Origin of the sequence: Nostoc sp. NOS(2021), from assembly GCF_017115025.1 — a bacterium.
In the GTDB taxonomy this organism is placed as follows: Bacteria; Cyanobacteriota; Cyanobacteriia; order Cyanobacteriales; family Nostocaceae; genus Nostoc.
Genome location: NZ_JABXKM010000325.1, coordinates 26,153 through 41,677, shown reverse-complemented (window position 1 = coordinate 41,677; position 15,525 = coordinate 26,153). Strand labels below are relative to the sequence as shown.

General features: G+C 45.6%; 10 protein-coding genes. 8 read left to right on the top strand and 2 right to left on the bottom strand.

The genetic code is table 11. The features are described 5' to 3' along the window. Nucleotides 1-28: 28 nt before the first annotated feature. The 7 genes from HWQ41_RS31655 (at nucleotide 29) to HWQ41_RS31625 (ending at nucleotide 10,904) form a co-directional block, all read left to right on the top strand. Complete coding sequence (locus HWQ41_RS31655; RefSeq protein WP_292771794.1) at nucleotides 29-1,741, top strand: diflavin flavoprotein; 1,713 nt, start codon at nucleotides 29-31, stop codon at nucleotides 1,739-1,741. A 548-nt stretch (nucleotides 1,742-2,289) separates the two neighbouring features. Continuing rightward, on the top strand, nucleotides 2,290-7,494 hold the full coding sequence (locus HWQ41_RS31650) for a GAF domain-containing protein (RefSeq protein ID WP_292771792.1): 5,205 nt from the start codon (nucleotides 2,290-2,292) through the stop codon (nucleotides 7,492-7,494). Beyond that, nucleotides 7,495-7,683, top strand: a complete 189-nt coding sequence (locus HWQ41_RS31645; protein WP_292771790.1) for a hypothetical protein — start codon at nucleotides 7,495-7,497, stop codon at nucleotides 7,681-7,683. A 9-nt stretch (nucleotides 7,684-7,692) separates the two neighbouring features. Next, on the top strand, nucleotides 7,693-8,814 hold the full coding sequence (locus tag HWQ41_RS31640; RefSeq protein ID WP_292771788.1) for a hybrid sensor histidine kinase/response regulator: 1,122 nt from the start codon (nucleotides 7,693-7,695) through the stop codon (nucleotides 8,812-8,814). A gap of 173 nt (nucleotides 8,815-8,987) precedes the next feature. Then, nucleotides 8,988-9,110: a hypothetical protein gene (locus HWQ41_RS31635; RefSeq protein WP_292771786.1), complete on the top strand. Its 123-nt coding sequence runs from the start codon at nucleotides 8,988-8,990 to the stop codon at nucleotides 9,108-9,110. A gap of 30 nt (nucleotides 9,111-9,140) precedes the next feature. Continuing rightward, the gene (locus tag HWQ41_RS31630) at nucleotides 9,141-10,214 is read left to right on the top strand and encodes a TIGR03032 family protein (RefSeq protein ID WP_292771784.1); all 1,074 of its coding nucleotides are present in this window, start codon (nucleotides 9,141-9,143) and stop codon (nucleotides 10,212-10,214) included. A gap of 510 nt (nucleotides 10,215-10,724) precedes the next feature. After that, nucleotides 10,725-10,904, top strand: coding sequence for a hypothetical protein (locus tag HWQ41_RS31625; RefSeq protein WP_292771782.1), 180 nt, complete (start codon nucleotides 10,725-10,727; stop codon nucleotides 10,902-10,904). A 40-nt stretch (nucleotides 10,905-10,944) separates the two neighbouring features. Here HWQ41_RS31625 and HWQ41_RS31620 read toward each other — a convergent pair whose 3' ends face one another. Then, entirely contained in the window at nucleotides 10,945-12,237 is a 1,293-nt protein-coding gene (locus HWQ41_RS31620; protein WP_292771780.1) for a dicarboxylate/amino acid:cation symporter, read from the bottom strand. A gap of 235 nt (nucleotides 12,238-12,472) precedes the next feature. Here HWQ41_RS31620 and HWQ41_RS31615 point away from each other — a divergent pair, with 235 nt between their 5' ends. Next, a complete protein-coding gene (locus HWQ41_RS31615) occupies nucleotides 12,473-15,103 on the top strand; it encodes a DNA polymerase III subunit alpha (protein ID WP_292771778.1) in 2,631 nt (876 codons plus the stop codon). A gap of 53 nt (nucleotides 15,104-15,156) precedes the next feature. Here the strand turns inward: HWQ41_RS31615 and HWQ41_RS31610 are convergent, their stop codons facing one another. Further along, nucleotides 15,157-15,510 carry a hypothetical protein gene (locus HWQ41_RS31610; protein WP_292771776.1) on the bottom strand — a complete coding sequence of 118 codons (354 nt, stop codon included), beginning with the start codon at nucleotides 15,508-15,510 and terminating at the stop codon, nucleotides 15,157-15,159. Nucleotides 15,511-15,525 lie beyond the last annotated feature (15 nt).

Sequence of the window (15,525 nt, the reverse complement as noted above, 5' to 3'; positions counted from 1 at the left end):
CCCCAGTCCCCAACTTTAACCAACAGCTATGACCAATTCCAAGCCACGCGACGTACAAGTTCTACCAATTGCTACAAATACGAAGGCTCTCAGAGCACGTAGTTGGTCACGTCTGCGGTTTGAAATTGAATACGCACTTGAGAGAGGTACTACCTCCAATTGCTATTTAATTGAAGCTGATAAAACCGCACTTATTGATCCACCGCCAGAAAGCTTCACTGAAATTTATTTAGAGGCATTACGGCAGACTTTAGATTTGCAACGTTTGGATTATATCATCCTGGGTCATTTCAATCCCAATCGAGTTGCAACCCTTAAAGCAATTTTAGAACTGGCACCACAGGTAACTTTTGTTTGTTCTCTTCCCGGTGCGAACAATTTGCGTGCTGCTTTCCTAGAGCAAGATTTGAAAGTCTTGGTGATGCGGGGGAAAGAAACTCTGGATTTAGGCAAGGGTCATGTTTTAAAATTCTTCCCCACTCCCAGTCCACGTTGGCCGGAAGGACTTTGTACCTACGATCAGCAAACCCAAATTCTTTACACAGATAAGTTATTTGCGACTCATCTCTGTGGTGATGAAGTGTTTGATGATAACTGGGAAGCGCTCAAAGAAGACCAGCGTTATTACTTTAACTGCCTGATGGCTCCCCAAGCTCCTCATGTGGAAGCAGCTTTGGAGAAAATATCAGATTTGCAGGTGAGAATGTATGCTGTGGGTCATGGCCCCTTAGTACGCACCAGCTTAATTGAACTCACCAAAGCTTATGGAGAATGGAGTCGTGCTCACAACGATCGCGAGATTTCCGTTGCCCTACTTTATGCTTCAGCTTACGGGAATACGGGGACTTTAGCACAAGCGATCGCTCTGGGACTAACTAAAGGTGGAGTTGCAGTCAAATCAATTAACTGCGAATTTGCCACCCCTGATGAAATTCGGACTAACCTAGCACAGTCAGAAGGTTTTATCATTGGTTCTCCCACCATTGGTGGTCATGCGCCAACTCCCATTCATACTGCTTTAGGTATTGTCTTATCAAGCGGTGACAACAGCAAACTCGCTGGGGTATTTGGTTCCTATGGCTGGAGTGGCGAAGCATTTGACTTAATTGAAGGTAAACTCCGGGATGCTGGATATCGCTTTGGCTTTGACACCCTAAAGGTCAAGTTTAAACCTGATGATGTTACTCTCAAGTTCTGTGAAGAAGTAGGTACAGACTTTGCCCAAAGCTTGAAAAAAGCTAAAAAGGTGCGCGTACCACAACAAGCCGCTACTCCAGTGGAACAGGCTGTTGGTCGGATTGTTGGTTCCGTTTGCGTGCTTACAGCTAAACAAGGAGAAGTATCTACCGGAATGTTAGGCGCTTGGGTTTCTCAAGCCACCTTCAACCCACCTGGACTAACTGTTGCTATTGCCAAAGACCGAGCGATCGAATCTTTGATGTATCCAGGCGGGAAGTTTGCCTTAAATATCCTACCTGAAGGCAATCATCAAGATTACATGAAGCATTTCCGTAAATCTTTCGCGCCTGGGGAAGATCGATTTGCCAACTTTAGTACAGCAGTTGCGGATAACGGTTGTACTGTCCTTACCGACGCTTTAGCATATTTGGAATGCTCAGTCAAGGAACGTATGGAATGTGGCGATCACTGGGTTGTGTATGCAACTGTGGACGAAGGTAAATTACTCAAGCCTGATGCTATTACTGCTATAAACCATCGCAAAACTGGCACTCATTATTAGATAGTGAGAAGTTTAACTTAAGCAGCGGCCTTAGCTCAAATATAGCCAAGGTCTTTTATTAGAAAAATTCTCTTTTTTCTTGTGGGATGGGCATCTTGCCCGTCCCAGTTTTTTTGTCGATACTAGGACTAGCCCTTTCAAGGTGGGTAAAAATTTTGGTCAACAAATTCCTCTTTAAGCTCTTTACCACCGAAGTTCTGATTGCGGCGGGTTGCGCCAACGACGTCAGCCGCCGCTCAGACTTCTCTCTGTGTTATCTGCGCCTAATAAAGTTAGAAAAATTACTTTTAAACCGCAGAGGCACAGAGGAGGACACTTGCGTGAGCGGGTTTCCCGACTTGAGCAAAGTGTCCGTGGCGCAGAGAGAAAAAAAGAGATTTTACGAGTCACCTTGAAAGGGCTAGTCCTAGATACCTAAATCTTGATTTTCTAGGCAGATTATTGTGATCTGCCCAAAACCCCAACGCTCTCAACTTTTAAGAATTTTGCGCTTTAAGCAACTTGTGTATTGCTAACGGGAACAATAAAGAATAAATGCTTTTACATTAATGTTTAACCGCGCAACGGCTCTCACTCCATCAGAACTGAAGTCTGCGATCGCCCGTGATCCTCTGATAGTTAAACCGGATACGACGGTGATGGACGCGATCGCCCTAATGATCAGCGTGGGGGCTATAAATAATACCACGAAAACTGCGGATGGGCAACTGGATCAACTATATCTAGAGTCCCGATCAAGCTGCGTGTTGGTAGTGGAAGACGGGCGATTACTAGGTATTTTGACAGAGCGGGACGTGGTGCGCCTGAGTCTCCAGCAGCGTTCTCTAGAGAATCTAGCGATTCGGGGGGTGATGGTACATCCAGTCATCACCCTGCACGAGTCTGCTTTTAGCGATTTATTTTTTGCGATTAATCTACTCCAGCAGCATCAGATTCGCTACTTACCCATCCTGGATGAGCAGGATCGCCTGGTGGGGCTGGTGACTGATGAAAGTCTACGGCAAATCTCCCGCAATCTAGATATTTTGCGGTTAGAAGCAGAGAAAATCGAAGTATTGGAAACCCTTAGCGTTGCACTAGAACAACAAGTTGAAGCCCGAACCATCGCCCTGAAAGCTAAGGCAGAGCGAGAGAAATTGGTAGCAGCGATCGCTACGCAAATCCGATCGTCCCTGAGTCTGCAAACCATTCTGGAGACGACTGTAGCACAGGTGCGGCAATTGTTGGGTTGCGATCGCGTTAACATTTGGCATTTGAATGGAGATTGGCAAATGATCGTCGTCGCCGAGTCCACCAACTCCTCACTGTCACTGATGTCCGAGCAGATTAACGACACCTGGTTTCACCAAGACTGCACGCAGATTTATCGCCAGGGGCGGATTCGTGTCGTGCCGGATATCTACACGATCGAAATGTCAGATTGTCACCGCAACATGCTGATCCGCCTTCAAACCCGGGCCAAAATTTTGGTGCCCCTCCTGTGCGGCGATCAATTCTGGGGTTTCCTCAATGCCACCGAAAGCCAGCACGCCCGTGAGTGGCTGCCGGAAGAAGTTGAACTGCTGCAAGCCTTATCAATGCATCTGGCGATCGCCCTTGGGCAAGCCACTACCCACCAAAAATTGCAAGAGCAACTGATCGAGCGCCAACAAGCGGAAACTCGGCTACGGGAGAGCGAACAGCGCTATATCACATTAACCACCTCTGCCCCCGTGGGGATTTTTCGCACCGATGCCGCTCTTAACTGCACCTATGTCAATGATCACTGGTGTCAGATTGCAGGACTCACCCCAGAAGCCGCCACCGGAGACGGATGGCGACAAGGGTTGCACGCCGACGATCGAGATATGCTCACGGCAGAGTGGCATCAATCTGTGCAACAAAACCGCCCTTTTCGCCGAGAGTATCGCCTTCAACGCCCCAATGGTAGCGTGATTTGGGTTTATGGGCAGGCGGTGGCGGAGCAGGATGCCGAGGGGCAGGTGATTGGTTATGTGGGTACGATTACTGACATTAGCGATGTCTACGAGGAGCTTCGCTTACGCAAACGAGCGGAATTAACACTGCAAAAACTGGTGACAGGAACCGCCGCAGTCACTGGAGAGGACTTTTTTCCAGCTTTAGTACGCCACATTTCCGAAGCCTTAGATGTCCGCTATGCCCTCGTTACCGAACTGGTGGACGACAAACTCCATACGCTGGGGTTCTGGGGAAATGGAGCCTTACAGCCGTCAATTTCCTACTATCCGGCTGGCACTCCCTGCGAATATGTCCTGAGAGACGGGGAATTTCACTGCCAAAGACTAGTTCAAGGACTCTTTCCTGACAATTCCAACTTGATGATCATGCAGGCAGATAGCTATCTGGGCATTGCCTTAAAAGACGATCTGGGCAATGCGATTGGCAACCTTTGTATTCTAGACGTGCAGCCCTTGGGGGAGGCTAAACGCGTCGAAGCGATCGCTATTCTCCAGGTATTTGCAGCGCGGGCAGCCGCAGAATTGCAGCGTAAAGTCGCAAACAATGCACTACATCGCTTGAACCAGGACTTGGAAGTGAGGGTAAAACAACGGACTCAAGAACTCCAAGCGCGAGAGGCTCAACTACGCGACCTCTTCGACAACGCCACCGATTTGATCCAAAGCGTTTCGCCCGACGGTCGAATTTTATTTGTGAATCGGGCATGGAAAGAAACCTTGGGATACAACGATGCCGACCTGGAGCAGTTGTCTATTTTCCAGGTTATCCATCCCGATGACCTTGGGCATTTCCAGACAGCGATCCAAAGCCTATTTACTGGCGCACTCAGTTTAGATATCGAAACCAGATTCTTGACCAAAGATAGCAGAGAAATCATCGTCGAGGGGAATATCAATTGTCAGTTTCAAGATGAACAGCAGATCGCCACGCGGGGCATCTTTCGAGACATTACCCAGCGCAAACAAGCTGAAGCACAACTCCATAAACTATCAGAGCGCCTCGCCTTGTCCCTGAAATCTGGGGCGTTCGGCTGTTGGGACTGGGACATTTTACAAAATACCATCCTTTGGGATGAGCGGATGTACAAACTGTATGGTGTCACAAAACAATCTGATTCCCCTGTGTTCTACGACATTTGGGCAAACAGGCTACATCCCGATGACCGCACATCTACCGAAACATTAGCCCAGCAAGCCGTTTTAGGACAGGGAGAATACGATACCGAGTTTCGGGTCGTGCATCTCGATGGAAGTATTCACTTTATTAAAGCCTATGGGGTGCTGGTGCGAGATGCTCTGGGCAATCCTCAGAGCATGATTGGAGTTAACTTTAATATTAGCGATCGCAAACAAGCCGAGAAAACCATTGGCCAACAGGTCGAACGAGAACAACTGCTGCGAGAAATCACTCAGAGGATTCGTCAATCCCTAGACCTCCAGACCATTTTCGACACCGCTTGTCAGGAAATCCGCTCAGTGATTCAGGCCGATCGGGTGGCCATTTTCAAATTTTATCCCGAATCCAACTTTGATGACGGCGAATTTGTGGCTGAATCAGCTGTAGAAGGGTTTTCCTCAGTGGTGGCGATTCGGGTACACGACCACTGCTTTGGCGAAAACTATTCATCCCTCTATGCCTTGGGTAGGTCTTATGTTGTCGATGATATTTATAACGGTGGGATGACAATCTGCCACAGTGACATCCTGGCTCAGTTTCAGGTGCGTGCCAATCTGATTATGCCGTTCCTCTGCGGTAATAAGTTATGGGGCTTGCTGTGCGTCCATCAATGTGCGACAACCCGCCACTGGCAGCAGTCTGAAATTGACTTTACCCTACAACTTGCCAACCAGTTAGCGATCGCCATTCAACAAGCGAATCTCTACGAGCAAATCCAGTCGGAACTATTGGTGCGGCAGCAAGCCGAAGGGAGAATTGCCCTGCAACTGCGACGAGAACACGCATTGGGGGCGATTATCCAAAAAATTCGCCAATCGCTAGATATCAACGAGATCCTGGCAACGGTGACTCAGCAAGTCAAAGACGTGATGCACAGCGATCGCGTCATCGTCTTCCGGGTCTTTGCTGACGGCAGAAGTCAAATTGTCGAAGAAGCCTTATCTGGTGAGTTTCCCGCCCTCAAAGACCGCCACTGGGATGACGAAGTGTGGTCTGAAGAAATCCTCGATTGCTACTGGCAGGGCAAACCCCGGATTGTCCCCGATGTGATGAATGATATTTGGACAGATTGCCTAGTGGAATACTCCATCGTTGGTCAAATCCAGTCCAAAATTGTCGCACCGATTTTACAAGAGGTGCGAGGCAGCGAAACCCATCGCTGGGTTGCCCCGTGGGAAAATAACAAGCTGTGGGGGGTTTTGGTTGTCCATGCCTGCCAAGAAAAACGAGTGTGGAAAGACTCGGAAGCGCAACTTCTGCAACAAATTGCCAACCAGTTAGCGATCGCCATTCAGCAAGCGAGTCTTTTTGAGCAATTACAGCAAGAACTCGTAAAAGGACAGCAGGCCGAGGCAAAGCTAACCGAGAGCAATCAACAACTGGCAATTTCTAACCAAGAACTCGCCCGCGCCACCCGCCTCAAAGACGAATTCCTGGCGAACATGAGCCACGAACTTCGCACCCCCCTCAACGCCATTTTGGGCATGACCGAAGGGCTAGAAGAGGAAGTCTTTGGCATCGTCAACGAGCAACAACTCAAAGCCTTGCAAACCATTGAGGGCAGCGGCTCTCATTTGCTGGAGTTGATCAACGACATCCTGGATGTGGCAACCATTGAAGCCGGACAGATTAAACTGGAATTCACCTCAACTTCAGTGGCTGATCTGTGTCAATCCAGTCTGGCGTTTATCAAACAGCAGGCATTCCAAAAAGGGATTAAGGTTGAAATCAAACTTCAGCTGAATCTACCTGACCTGCTGGTGGATGAACGCCGCATTCGGCAAGTGTTAATTAACCTGCTTAACAATGCGGTCAAATTCACCTCAGAGGGGGGACGCATTACCCTAGAAGTTGCTCAACTTTCCCCCAACACTACCGATTCCTCAGAGCAACACTTTCTGCGAATTGCCGTGAACGATACAGGCATCGGCATCTCCTCAGAGAATATCAAACAACTATTTCAGCCCTTCGTCCAAATCGATAGCGCCTTGAACCGTCAATATACAGGTACAGGCTTGGGACTGGCATTGGTGAAGCGGATTGTCGAACTCCACGGCGGTAGGGTGGGGCTAACCAGTGAACTGGATGTGGGCAGTTGCTTCACGATTGAGTTACCCTGTACTCCCGGTTCTCCCTTCTCGCCGGAATTGACGGCAGGTAATCAACCCCCTGCTATTCTCAAACTGGATTTCCCTCCTGCCAACGATTCGCACCCTGCCCCCCTGATTTTGCTAGCAGAAGATAACCAAGCCAATATCAGTACAGTTTCTAGCTACCTCCGTGCCAAGGGCTATCAGATTCTGTTAGCAACAAATGGTCAAGAAGCGATCGACCTGGCCACAACTCACCAGCCTGACTTGATTTTGATGGATATCCAAATGTCGGGAATGGACGGTTTAGAGGCAATGAGACAGATTCGCCTCGATTCTAACTTGATTGATATTCCTATCGTTGCCTTGACAGCGTTAGCCATGACAGGCGATCGCGATCGCTGTTTAGAAGCAGGAGCCAACGAGTATCTAACTAAACCCGTGAAGCTCAAGCAACTGGCCACCACCATTCAACAGCTTTTAATCGGAACAAAGGCTAACAAATAAATGGCACTAAGAAAAGATATAGCCCTTGCCCTGACTGGTTCCCAGCCTGGAGGCTGGGAACCGATTCTGGGAGGCTCCGCCTCCAGTAGCTTGACGGGAGGCAGAGCCTCTTTTGAATACATTCCCAGCCTAGAGGCTGGGAACGAGGCGACACATGCCTTTAGGCTTTTCTTAGTACCATTCGGCTAACAAATGAATATGCCCTCTATTTTAGTAATTGACGATCAACCCGATAACTTTGATGTGATTGAAACCCTCTTAAGTAAGCAAGATTATCTGCTGCACTACGCTGCCAGTGGTCAAGAGGCGATCGCATCTCTCAACCTATTTCAGCCAGATGTGATTTTGCTAGACCTGATGATGCCGGAAATGGATGGGATAGAAGTTTGCCAGCGAATTAAAGCTATGCCGCAATGGCAGCCAGTTCCGATCATCATGGTGACGGCTCTCACCGCCAAAGAAGACCTGGCTCGCTGCCTAAAATCAGGTGCTGACGACTTCATTAGTAAACCCGTTAATGCTGTCGAATTGGGGGCACGCATTCATTCAATGCTCAGGATTAAGCAACAGTACGACAACATCCAAACTTTATCGAATATCCAAGTAAGTACGATCAAAGTCTTGGAAAGGACACTGAATGAACTGCGCGGCAACTTGGTTTCTAGTTTACCCCATGAACTCAATACACCACTAAATGGCATTGTCGGAACCATCAGCCTACTCATCGAAGATATTGACGACATGGATACTGCCGAAATCCGTGAACTTTTAGGCATGGCAGATCAATCCGCCCGTCGCCTAGAAAAATTAACCAAACAATTCTTGATCTATTTAGAACTAGAGTTATCAACACACCAGCAGCAAAACATCGAACCTCAGTCAACTCACTTTTCAATGGCAGCAATTGAAGCGGCTTTGCAATCTCATCCTCAAAGTGTTAATCGCAGCAACGATTTCATCTTTGCAATTGAAGAGGCTGATGTGTCAATATCGGAGCGATATCTAGCGATTATCCTCCATGAATTAGTTGGTAATGCGCTCAAATTCTCCCAGACTGGGACAGCGATTAAGATCAGTAGTCAGGTGGTGGCAGGAATGCTAAATGTCTCCGTCCATGATTTCGGATGGGGCATGACAGAAGAACAGATATCTAAAATTGGTGCTTTCATGCAGTTTGAACGCAAAATCTACGAACAGCAGGGCACAGGCATGGGCTTAAAGCTTGTCCAAAAAATCGTCGAACGTTGTGGTGGACAGTTCTCAATTTCAAGTGTCTATCAGCAGGAAACAACAGTAGATGTTGGAATGGCACACTTGTAAATTTTAGTTATCTACTAGGTTGTCTATCTTTAGACAGATGATCGAGGTTTTTAAGTTTTAGACTATACACAATATCCCCTTATGTTACAAAACCATCTATTGTTTTAAAGGGACTCCGACAATACTCTGGTAAATTTTTGAAATGAAGAACCATTGGCTACGAACTGTCTTGAGTGCGATCGCTCAGAGCATCTGACGAAACGGCTCTTGCTGGCATATTGCCTAGCTTCCGTCCAACAGTAGGAGCATCGAGTCAAAGGTTGTTTCTGCCCGATGGTGAAATTTTCATGGACTAAATACCAGATTTATTAAGGAGTCTAAGCCAAGTGAATCCCAGTGACAGCACCATTGACAAACCATCTCTAGAAATCAACGCTTCTCGCCAGTTTACCGCTTGGCTGTATGAGCAAAACCTCAGTTTATCCTTCACTACCTATCAAGCGGGGAAGTTATTCTTCATCGGCTTGCAACCAAACGGCAAATTGTCTGTATTTGAACGTAGCTTTGAGCGGTGCATGGGGTTGTATGCCAATGAGAACAGCCTCTACATGAGTTCCCTGTACCAACTGTGGCGATTTGAAAACATTATCCAACCCGGACAAAGCCACCAAGGCTACGATGCTCTCTATTTGCCCCAAGTGAGTTATGTGACAGGAGATTTGGATATTCACGATATCGCTTTGAGTCAAGTAGAAGATCAAGATTCCGAATCACAAAAATTAATATTTGTCAATACTTTATTTAGTTGTTTGGGAACAGTCAGCGAAACCCATAGTTTCGTTCCCCTGTGGCAACCAACCTTTATCAGCAAGCTGGCGGCAGAAGATAGATGTCACCTGAATGGGTTGGCAATGCAGTCAGGAAAAGCCAAATACGTCACTGCTGTCAGCCAATCAGACGTAGCCGAAGGCTGGCGGGAGCATCGGGCAAATGGGGGCTGTGTCATTGACGTAGAAAGCAATGAAATCGTGTTGCGCGGGCTATCTATGCCCCACTCCCCCCGATGGCATCAGGAAAAACTCTGGCTGCTCAACTCAGGTACGGGAGAGTTTGGCTTTGCCGACTTAAAGCGGGGAGTGTTTGAACCAGTTGCCTTCTGTCCGGGATATCTGCGCGGTTGTGTATTTTATGGCAACTTTGCAGTAGTGGGAATTTCCCAACCCAGGCATAACAAAACCTTCAGTGGCTTGGCTTTGGACGAGAAATTGCACCAGAAAAACGTTGAGCCTCGTTGTGGATTACTAGTGATTGACCTGAGAAGCGGCGATATTGTCCATTCCCTGCGAATAGAAGGGGTGGTACTGGAATTATACGACGTGGTAGCACTTTTGGGGGTACGTCGTCCAATGGCGATCGGGTTTCGCAGCGACGAAATTCGACGGGTGGTAACGGTGGGATGAGAAGCAATTCAAAATTAAGAGGAATCAGCGTCAGTCCTGAATGACTGTAGAACCAGCACTTTCGTGAAACTGACTGTAAATTCGCAGTTCAGTTGGTAACATAAATCACAAGTCTTTTGGAAGTCATAATTCGACACATCAACGTCACACTATCCGATTTCCTACCAGGCTACCGAGTTAAGATTTTGGATGGCAATGCGATCGCTGACAAAAATCTTTGCAACTGATGAATCGGCTGTAGGGCGTACATCTGTACGCCCTTACCAACGTATCTGTAGGAATTTCGTGAAATAGTATGACTTTTCACGGGATGTGAAATCAGAAAAATGGTGCGTGCTATTTCAGTATTAAAGCGGAAAGAACATGAATTCACTTACTGAAATTCCGCAATTGCCACCAAGACAATTGCAAAAACGCAGTGTAGCCTTTAACTAGAAAAAGAGTATCAGGCAGTTACTAAACAAAATGTTAACTCTTGCCACTAAACTGTTATAATATTTTGTTGTTCTTATGACTCCAAAACACACCAAAATTAAATTTCCCCTTTGGCAGTATCTGAACCAGCCTTTATTTAGTCGCGATGCTAAATTAGTATTGAATCCCCAACGCTTTGCATTGATCTGGCGTCTTCAACTTCTAGAACGCTGCTGGAGTAAAGAATGTGACGCCAAAGGGCCTCAACAGCATTAGATATCTGAAAAGCTGCTGCACTCAACTAAAAGCTGACAAACTAAGCCTCGTTTACAGAACGTGGCTTTTTGCCGTCAAGTAAAGCACTGACAGTCATATCTCCCATGACATTAATCGCGGTGCGGCAGCGATCCAGAAACCAGTCTACAGTAACTAGCAAAGCGATGTACTGGGTAGGTAAGCCTACAGAAGTGAACACCAGTGTCATTGTTACCAGTCCAGCATTAGGAATATTTGCCGCACCTACAGATGCAAAAATCGAGGTAAGGATGACAATTAACTGCTGTGTCAGACTCAGATGTTGCCCAATCAGTTGAGAAATATACAACGCAGACATTGCTTCATAAAGGGCAGTGCCATCATTATTGAAATTTGCCCCGACTAATGCTCCCAAAGCAGCAGAAGATTCCCTTAAACCGACTTTTGTTTGCAAAACCTCAAAGGTTACGGGCATTGCCGCCGCAGAGGAAGAAGTTGAGAAAGCTGTCAAAAAAGCATCAGAACCGCCAGATAAGAACTTTAAGGGATGTACCCAAGAACCAAATTTTACTCTGGTGAGGTAGTAGCACGCTTGCAATACCAATGCTAACAACACCGCTAGTATAAATGCACCCAAAGATTTAAACGGTGCAAAGCCTTGTATAGCAATAGTTTTAGATACAATTCCAAAGACTGCGAACGGCACTAAGGCAATTACCCAGTTGAGGATGCGGGCTACCGCTTCAAATAAAATCCCGATGACATCCTCAATTGGCTGGTATCCGTTCTTGCCTTGGGCGATTTGTTCAGATTTTAATCCCCGCAGGACGATGCCAAAACTTAGAGCAATAACAATTAGTTGGATGACATTATTATCAACCAATGGCTTGAGGACGGCTTCTGGTACAGCATCTTTGAGTATTCCCCAAGGGTCAATACTCTGAGTAGGTATTGTCGTACTTGTTGAGGTGGTTACATTGCCCCAAGTCCCCGGATGTAGCACATTCGCTACTAAAAGTCCCACCAAGATAGCTACGGTAGTGTTAGTTAAAAGTAGCACTGCTAGCCGCCGTCCGGCTGTACCAGGGATGTTAGTAGTCATCAAGGTATGCAGCACTGCGGCAAAAATCAGGGGTGTAGCCAAGGCGCGGAGAGCCTTTAGCACCAATTCAGCCGGAATTGCTAAATTGTTGATTAAGACTGCGTTGCTGGGATTGGGATTCCCTGCACCAAGGGCAATTCCGACGCTGATTGCGGCGACTAGGGCGATGAGAATTTGTAATGTGAGAGGGATACGCTGCCACCAAGGGCTAGCTTTGGTTGCAGACGAAGTGGTACTCTCTGTTTGACTCATTGGCTAGATACTGGTTAACTGCTGTAACTATTAAAACTTCACTTTCGGAAGTGAAAATTTCGCAAACAAGTTAATCTAAGATCCCGTTGCTTTGCAAAATCATGCTCAAAAGGGTATGCGACTGGGTAGACCTCTAGAGATCAGCTGATTAGCATTGAAACTGTATACTATCAGTAGCTCTAATGCTTGCGGTAGTTGTATTTATTAATTTTGAATTTTGAATTTTGAATTGCTTATGTCCTTTGTACCTTTGCATATTCACAGTGACTACAGTTTGCTCGATGGGGCAAGTCAGCTACCAGAGTTGGTGGATCGAGCGATCGCACTGGGAATGAAAGCGATCGCCCTTACCGATCATGGTGTCATGTATGGAGCCGTTGAACTGATCAAAATCTGCCGTAGTCAAAATATTAAGCCGATTATCGGCAATGAAATGTATATTTTAAACGGTGATATCGAGAAACAAGAACGCCGCCCCAAATATCATCAAGTCGTTTTAGCTAAAAATACTAAAGGTTACAAAAATTTAGTCAAATTAACCACAATTTCTCACCTTAAAGGTGTTCAAGGCAAAGGAATTTTTTCTCGTCCTTGTATTAATAAAGATTTACTAAAAGAATATCACGAAGGCTTGATTGTCACCAGCGCTTGCCTGGGTGGAGAAGTCCCCCAAGCAATTCTCAGTAATAGACCAGACGCAGCCCGGAAAGTTGCCCAATGGTATAAAGATGTATTTGGTGATGATTATTATCTAGAAATTCAAGACCACGGCTCTCAAGAAGACCGGATTGTGAATGTTGAAATAGTCAAAATTGCTAGAGAGCTAGGCATTAAACTTATTGCTACTAATGATTCGCATTTTATTTCTTGTTTTGACGTTGAAGCCCATGACGCTTTGCTCTGTATTCAAACTGGTAAATTAATTGCTGAAGATAAGCGGATGCGTTATAGCGGCACAGAGTATCTCAAATCTGGTGAGGAGATGCAGCAGCTATTTCGTGACCATTTACCGGATGATGTGATTATTGAAGCGATCGCCACTACTGAAGAAGTCGCTGATAAAGTCGAGCCTTACCATATTATGGGTGAGCCTCAGATTCCTACACCCCCCATTCCCTCCGGTCATACTGCTGACACTTACGCCGAAGATGTTGCATGGAGTGGACTTTTAGAAAGATTAAATCGCAAATCTCGCCAGGAAGTCGATTCTGTCTATAAAGAAAGATTGGAATACGAACTAAAAATGATTCAGCAGATGGGTTTTTCCAAATACTTTTTAGTTGTATGGGACTACATCAAATTTGCTAGAGATAATAACATTCCTGTGGGGCCAGGTCGGGGTTCGGCAGCTGGTTCATTAGTTGCTTATGCAATGCGAATTACTAATATTGACCCTGTACATCATGGGTTACTATTTGAGCGTTTCTTGAACCCAGAACGTAAATCTATGCCTGATATTGATACAGATTTCTGTATTGAACAACGGGATAAAGTTATTGATTATGTAACAGAGAAATACGGTGCAGATAGAGTTGCTCAAATTATTACTTTTAACCGCCTAACTTCTAAAGCAGTTTTAAAAGATGTCGCCAGAGTATTAAATATTCCCTATGGGGAAGCTGACAAAATGGCGAAATTAATTCCTGTGGTGCGGGGGAAACCAACGAAACTCAAGGTGATGATTTCTAATGAAACCCCAGAACCAGAGTTTAAAGAAAAATATGATAAAGAACCGCATGTTCGCCATTGGCTTGATATGGCGATGCGAATTGAAGGAACTAACAAAACCTTTGGTGTTCATGCAGCGGGTGTGGTAATTTCTGCCGATCCACTTGATGAAATTGTGCCGCTACAGAAGAATAATGACGGTTCTGTAATTACCCAGTATTTCATGGAAGACCTGGAATCAATGGGTTTGTTGAAAATGGATTTTCTGGGTTTACGGAACCTGACACTAATTCAAAAGACCGTTGATTTAATTCACGAAACGAGAGGATATCGGGTTGATCCTGATGAAATTCCCCGCCAGGAAAGAAAAGCCCAGAAGATATTAGCTAAAGGTGAACATAGTACTCTACCAAAAGATGTCCAAAAAACCTATGAACTATTAGAAGCAGGGGAATTAGAAGGGATATTTCAATTAGAATCTTCTGGGATGCGTCAGATCGTGCGAGATTTGAAGCCTTCTAATATAGAAGATATTTCTTCGATTTTAGCACTTTATCGACCGGGGCCATTAGATGCGGGGCTGATTCCTAAATTTATTAACCGCAAACATGGTCGAGAAAAGATTGATTATCAACACACCATTCTGGAACCAATATTAGACGAAACCTATGGAATTATGGTCTATCAAGAGCAAATCATGAAAATTGCTCAGGATATGGCTGGATATACCTTAGGACAAGCTGACTTGCTGCGCCGGGCGATGGGTAAAAAGAAAGTTTCGGAGATGCAAAAGCAGCGAGAAAAATTCGTGGATGGCGCAGCGAAAAATGGCGTTCAGAAAAAAATTGCGGATGAATTATTTGAGCAAATGTTAAAGTTTGCTGAATATTGTTTAAGTTATGACACGGAAATATTGACAGTAGAATATGGATTTATCCCGATTGGGGAAATTGTCGAAAAACGCATTGAATGTACTATATATAGCGTTGATAATAATGGAAATATTTACACGCAACCTGTAGCACAGTGGCACGATCGCGGACAACAAGAGGTGTTTGAATATTGTTTGGAAGATGGTTCCTTGATTCGGGCAACAAAAGACCATAAATTTATGACTGTTGATGGTCAAATGTTACCCATTGATCAAATATTTGAACAAGGATTAGATTTAATGCGGGTAGAGGGTTTACCGGAATGACAAATGACAGGCGCGATCGCACTTCTTGAAAACACATATAGGTTATGTTTCTCTCAATTGCGTAGGCGTAGCCCGTCGTAGACATCGTTGCCATTAGGAGCCGACAGTTGAATTATTTCAGAAAAACGTGAATACTTAACCGCATCGGTAGCGGGATAATCCGCCGACACTGCAAGTAACCCAGTTTTTATATCCTCGAAATAAATCATACCCCCAATACGTCCTTCAACTTGGAAAGGTCCATGAAATAAACGATAGTTTGGAATGTAGATCAGGAAAAAGCCAGTAATCTTGATTGCCCTGCCAAACATCTGCTGACAAGTTTTGTGGAGGATAGCATCTAGGTATTCATTATAAAGAGGCTCACCCAGGTCAGTAAATTCCGGCTGATCCGCAAAATGATCCATATAAAATGACCAGAT

Excerpts from the sequence above, each read along its gene's own strand:
- HWQ41_RS31625 (WP_292771782.1), top strand. The coding sequence starts at position 10,725 with ATGACTCCAAAACACACCAAAATTAAATTTCCCCTTTGGCAGTATCTG.
- HWQ41_RS31645 (WP_292771790.1), top strand. The coding sequence starts at position 7,495 with ATGGCACTAAGAAAAGATATAGCCCTTGCCCTGACTGGTTCCCAGCCT.
- HWQ41_RS31610 (WP_292771776.1), bottom strand. The coding sequence starts at position 15,510 with ATGGATCATTTTGCGGATCAGCCGGAATTTACTGACCTGGGTGAGCCT.
- HWQ41_RS31650 (WP_292771792.1), top strand. The coding sequence starts at position 2,290 with ATGTTTAACCGCGCAACGGCTCTCACTCCATCAGAACTGAAGTCTGCG.
- HWQ41_RS31615 (WP_292771778.1), top strand. The coding sequence starts at position 12,473 with ATGTCCTTTGTACCTTTGCATATTCACAGTGACTACAGTTTGCTCGAT.
- HWQ41_RS31640 (WP_292771788.1), top strand. The coding sequence starts at position 7,693 with ATGCCCTCTATTTTAGTAATTGACGATCAACCCGATAACTTTGATGTG.
- HWQ41_RS31655 (WP_292771794.1), top strand. The coding sequence starts at position 29 with ATGACCAATTCCAAGCCACGCGACGTACAAGTTCTACCAATTGCTACA.
- HWQ41_RS31620 (WP_292771780.1), bottom strand. The coding sequence starts at position 12,237 with ATGAGTCAAACAGAGAGTACCACTTCGTCTGCAACCAAAGCTAGCCCT.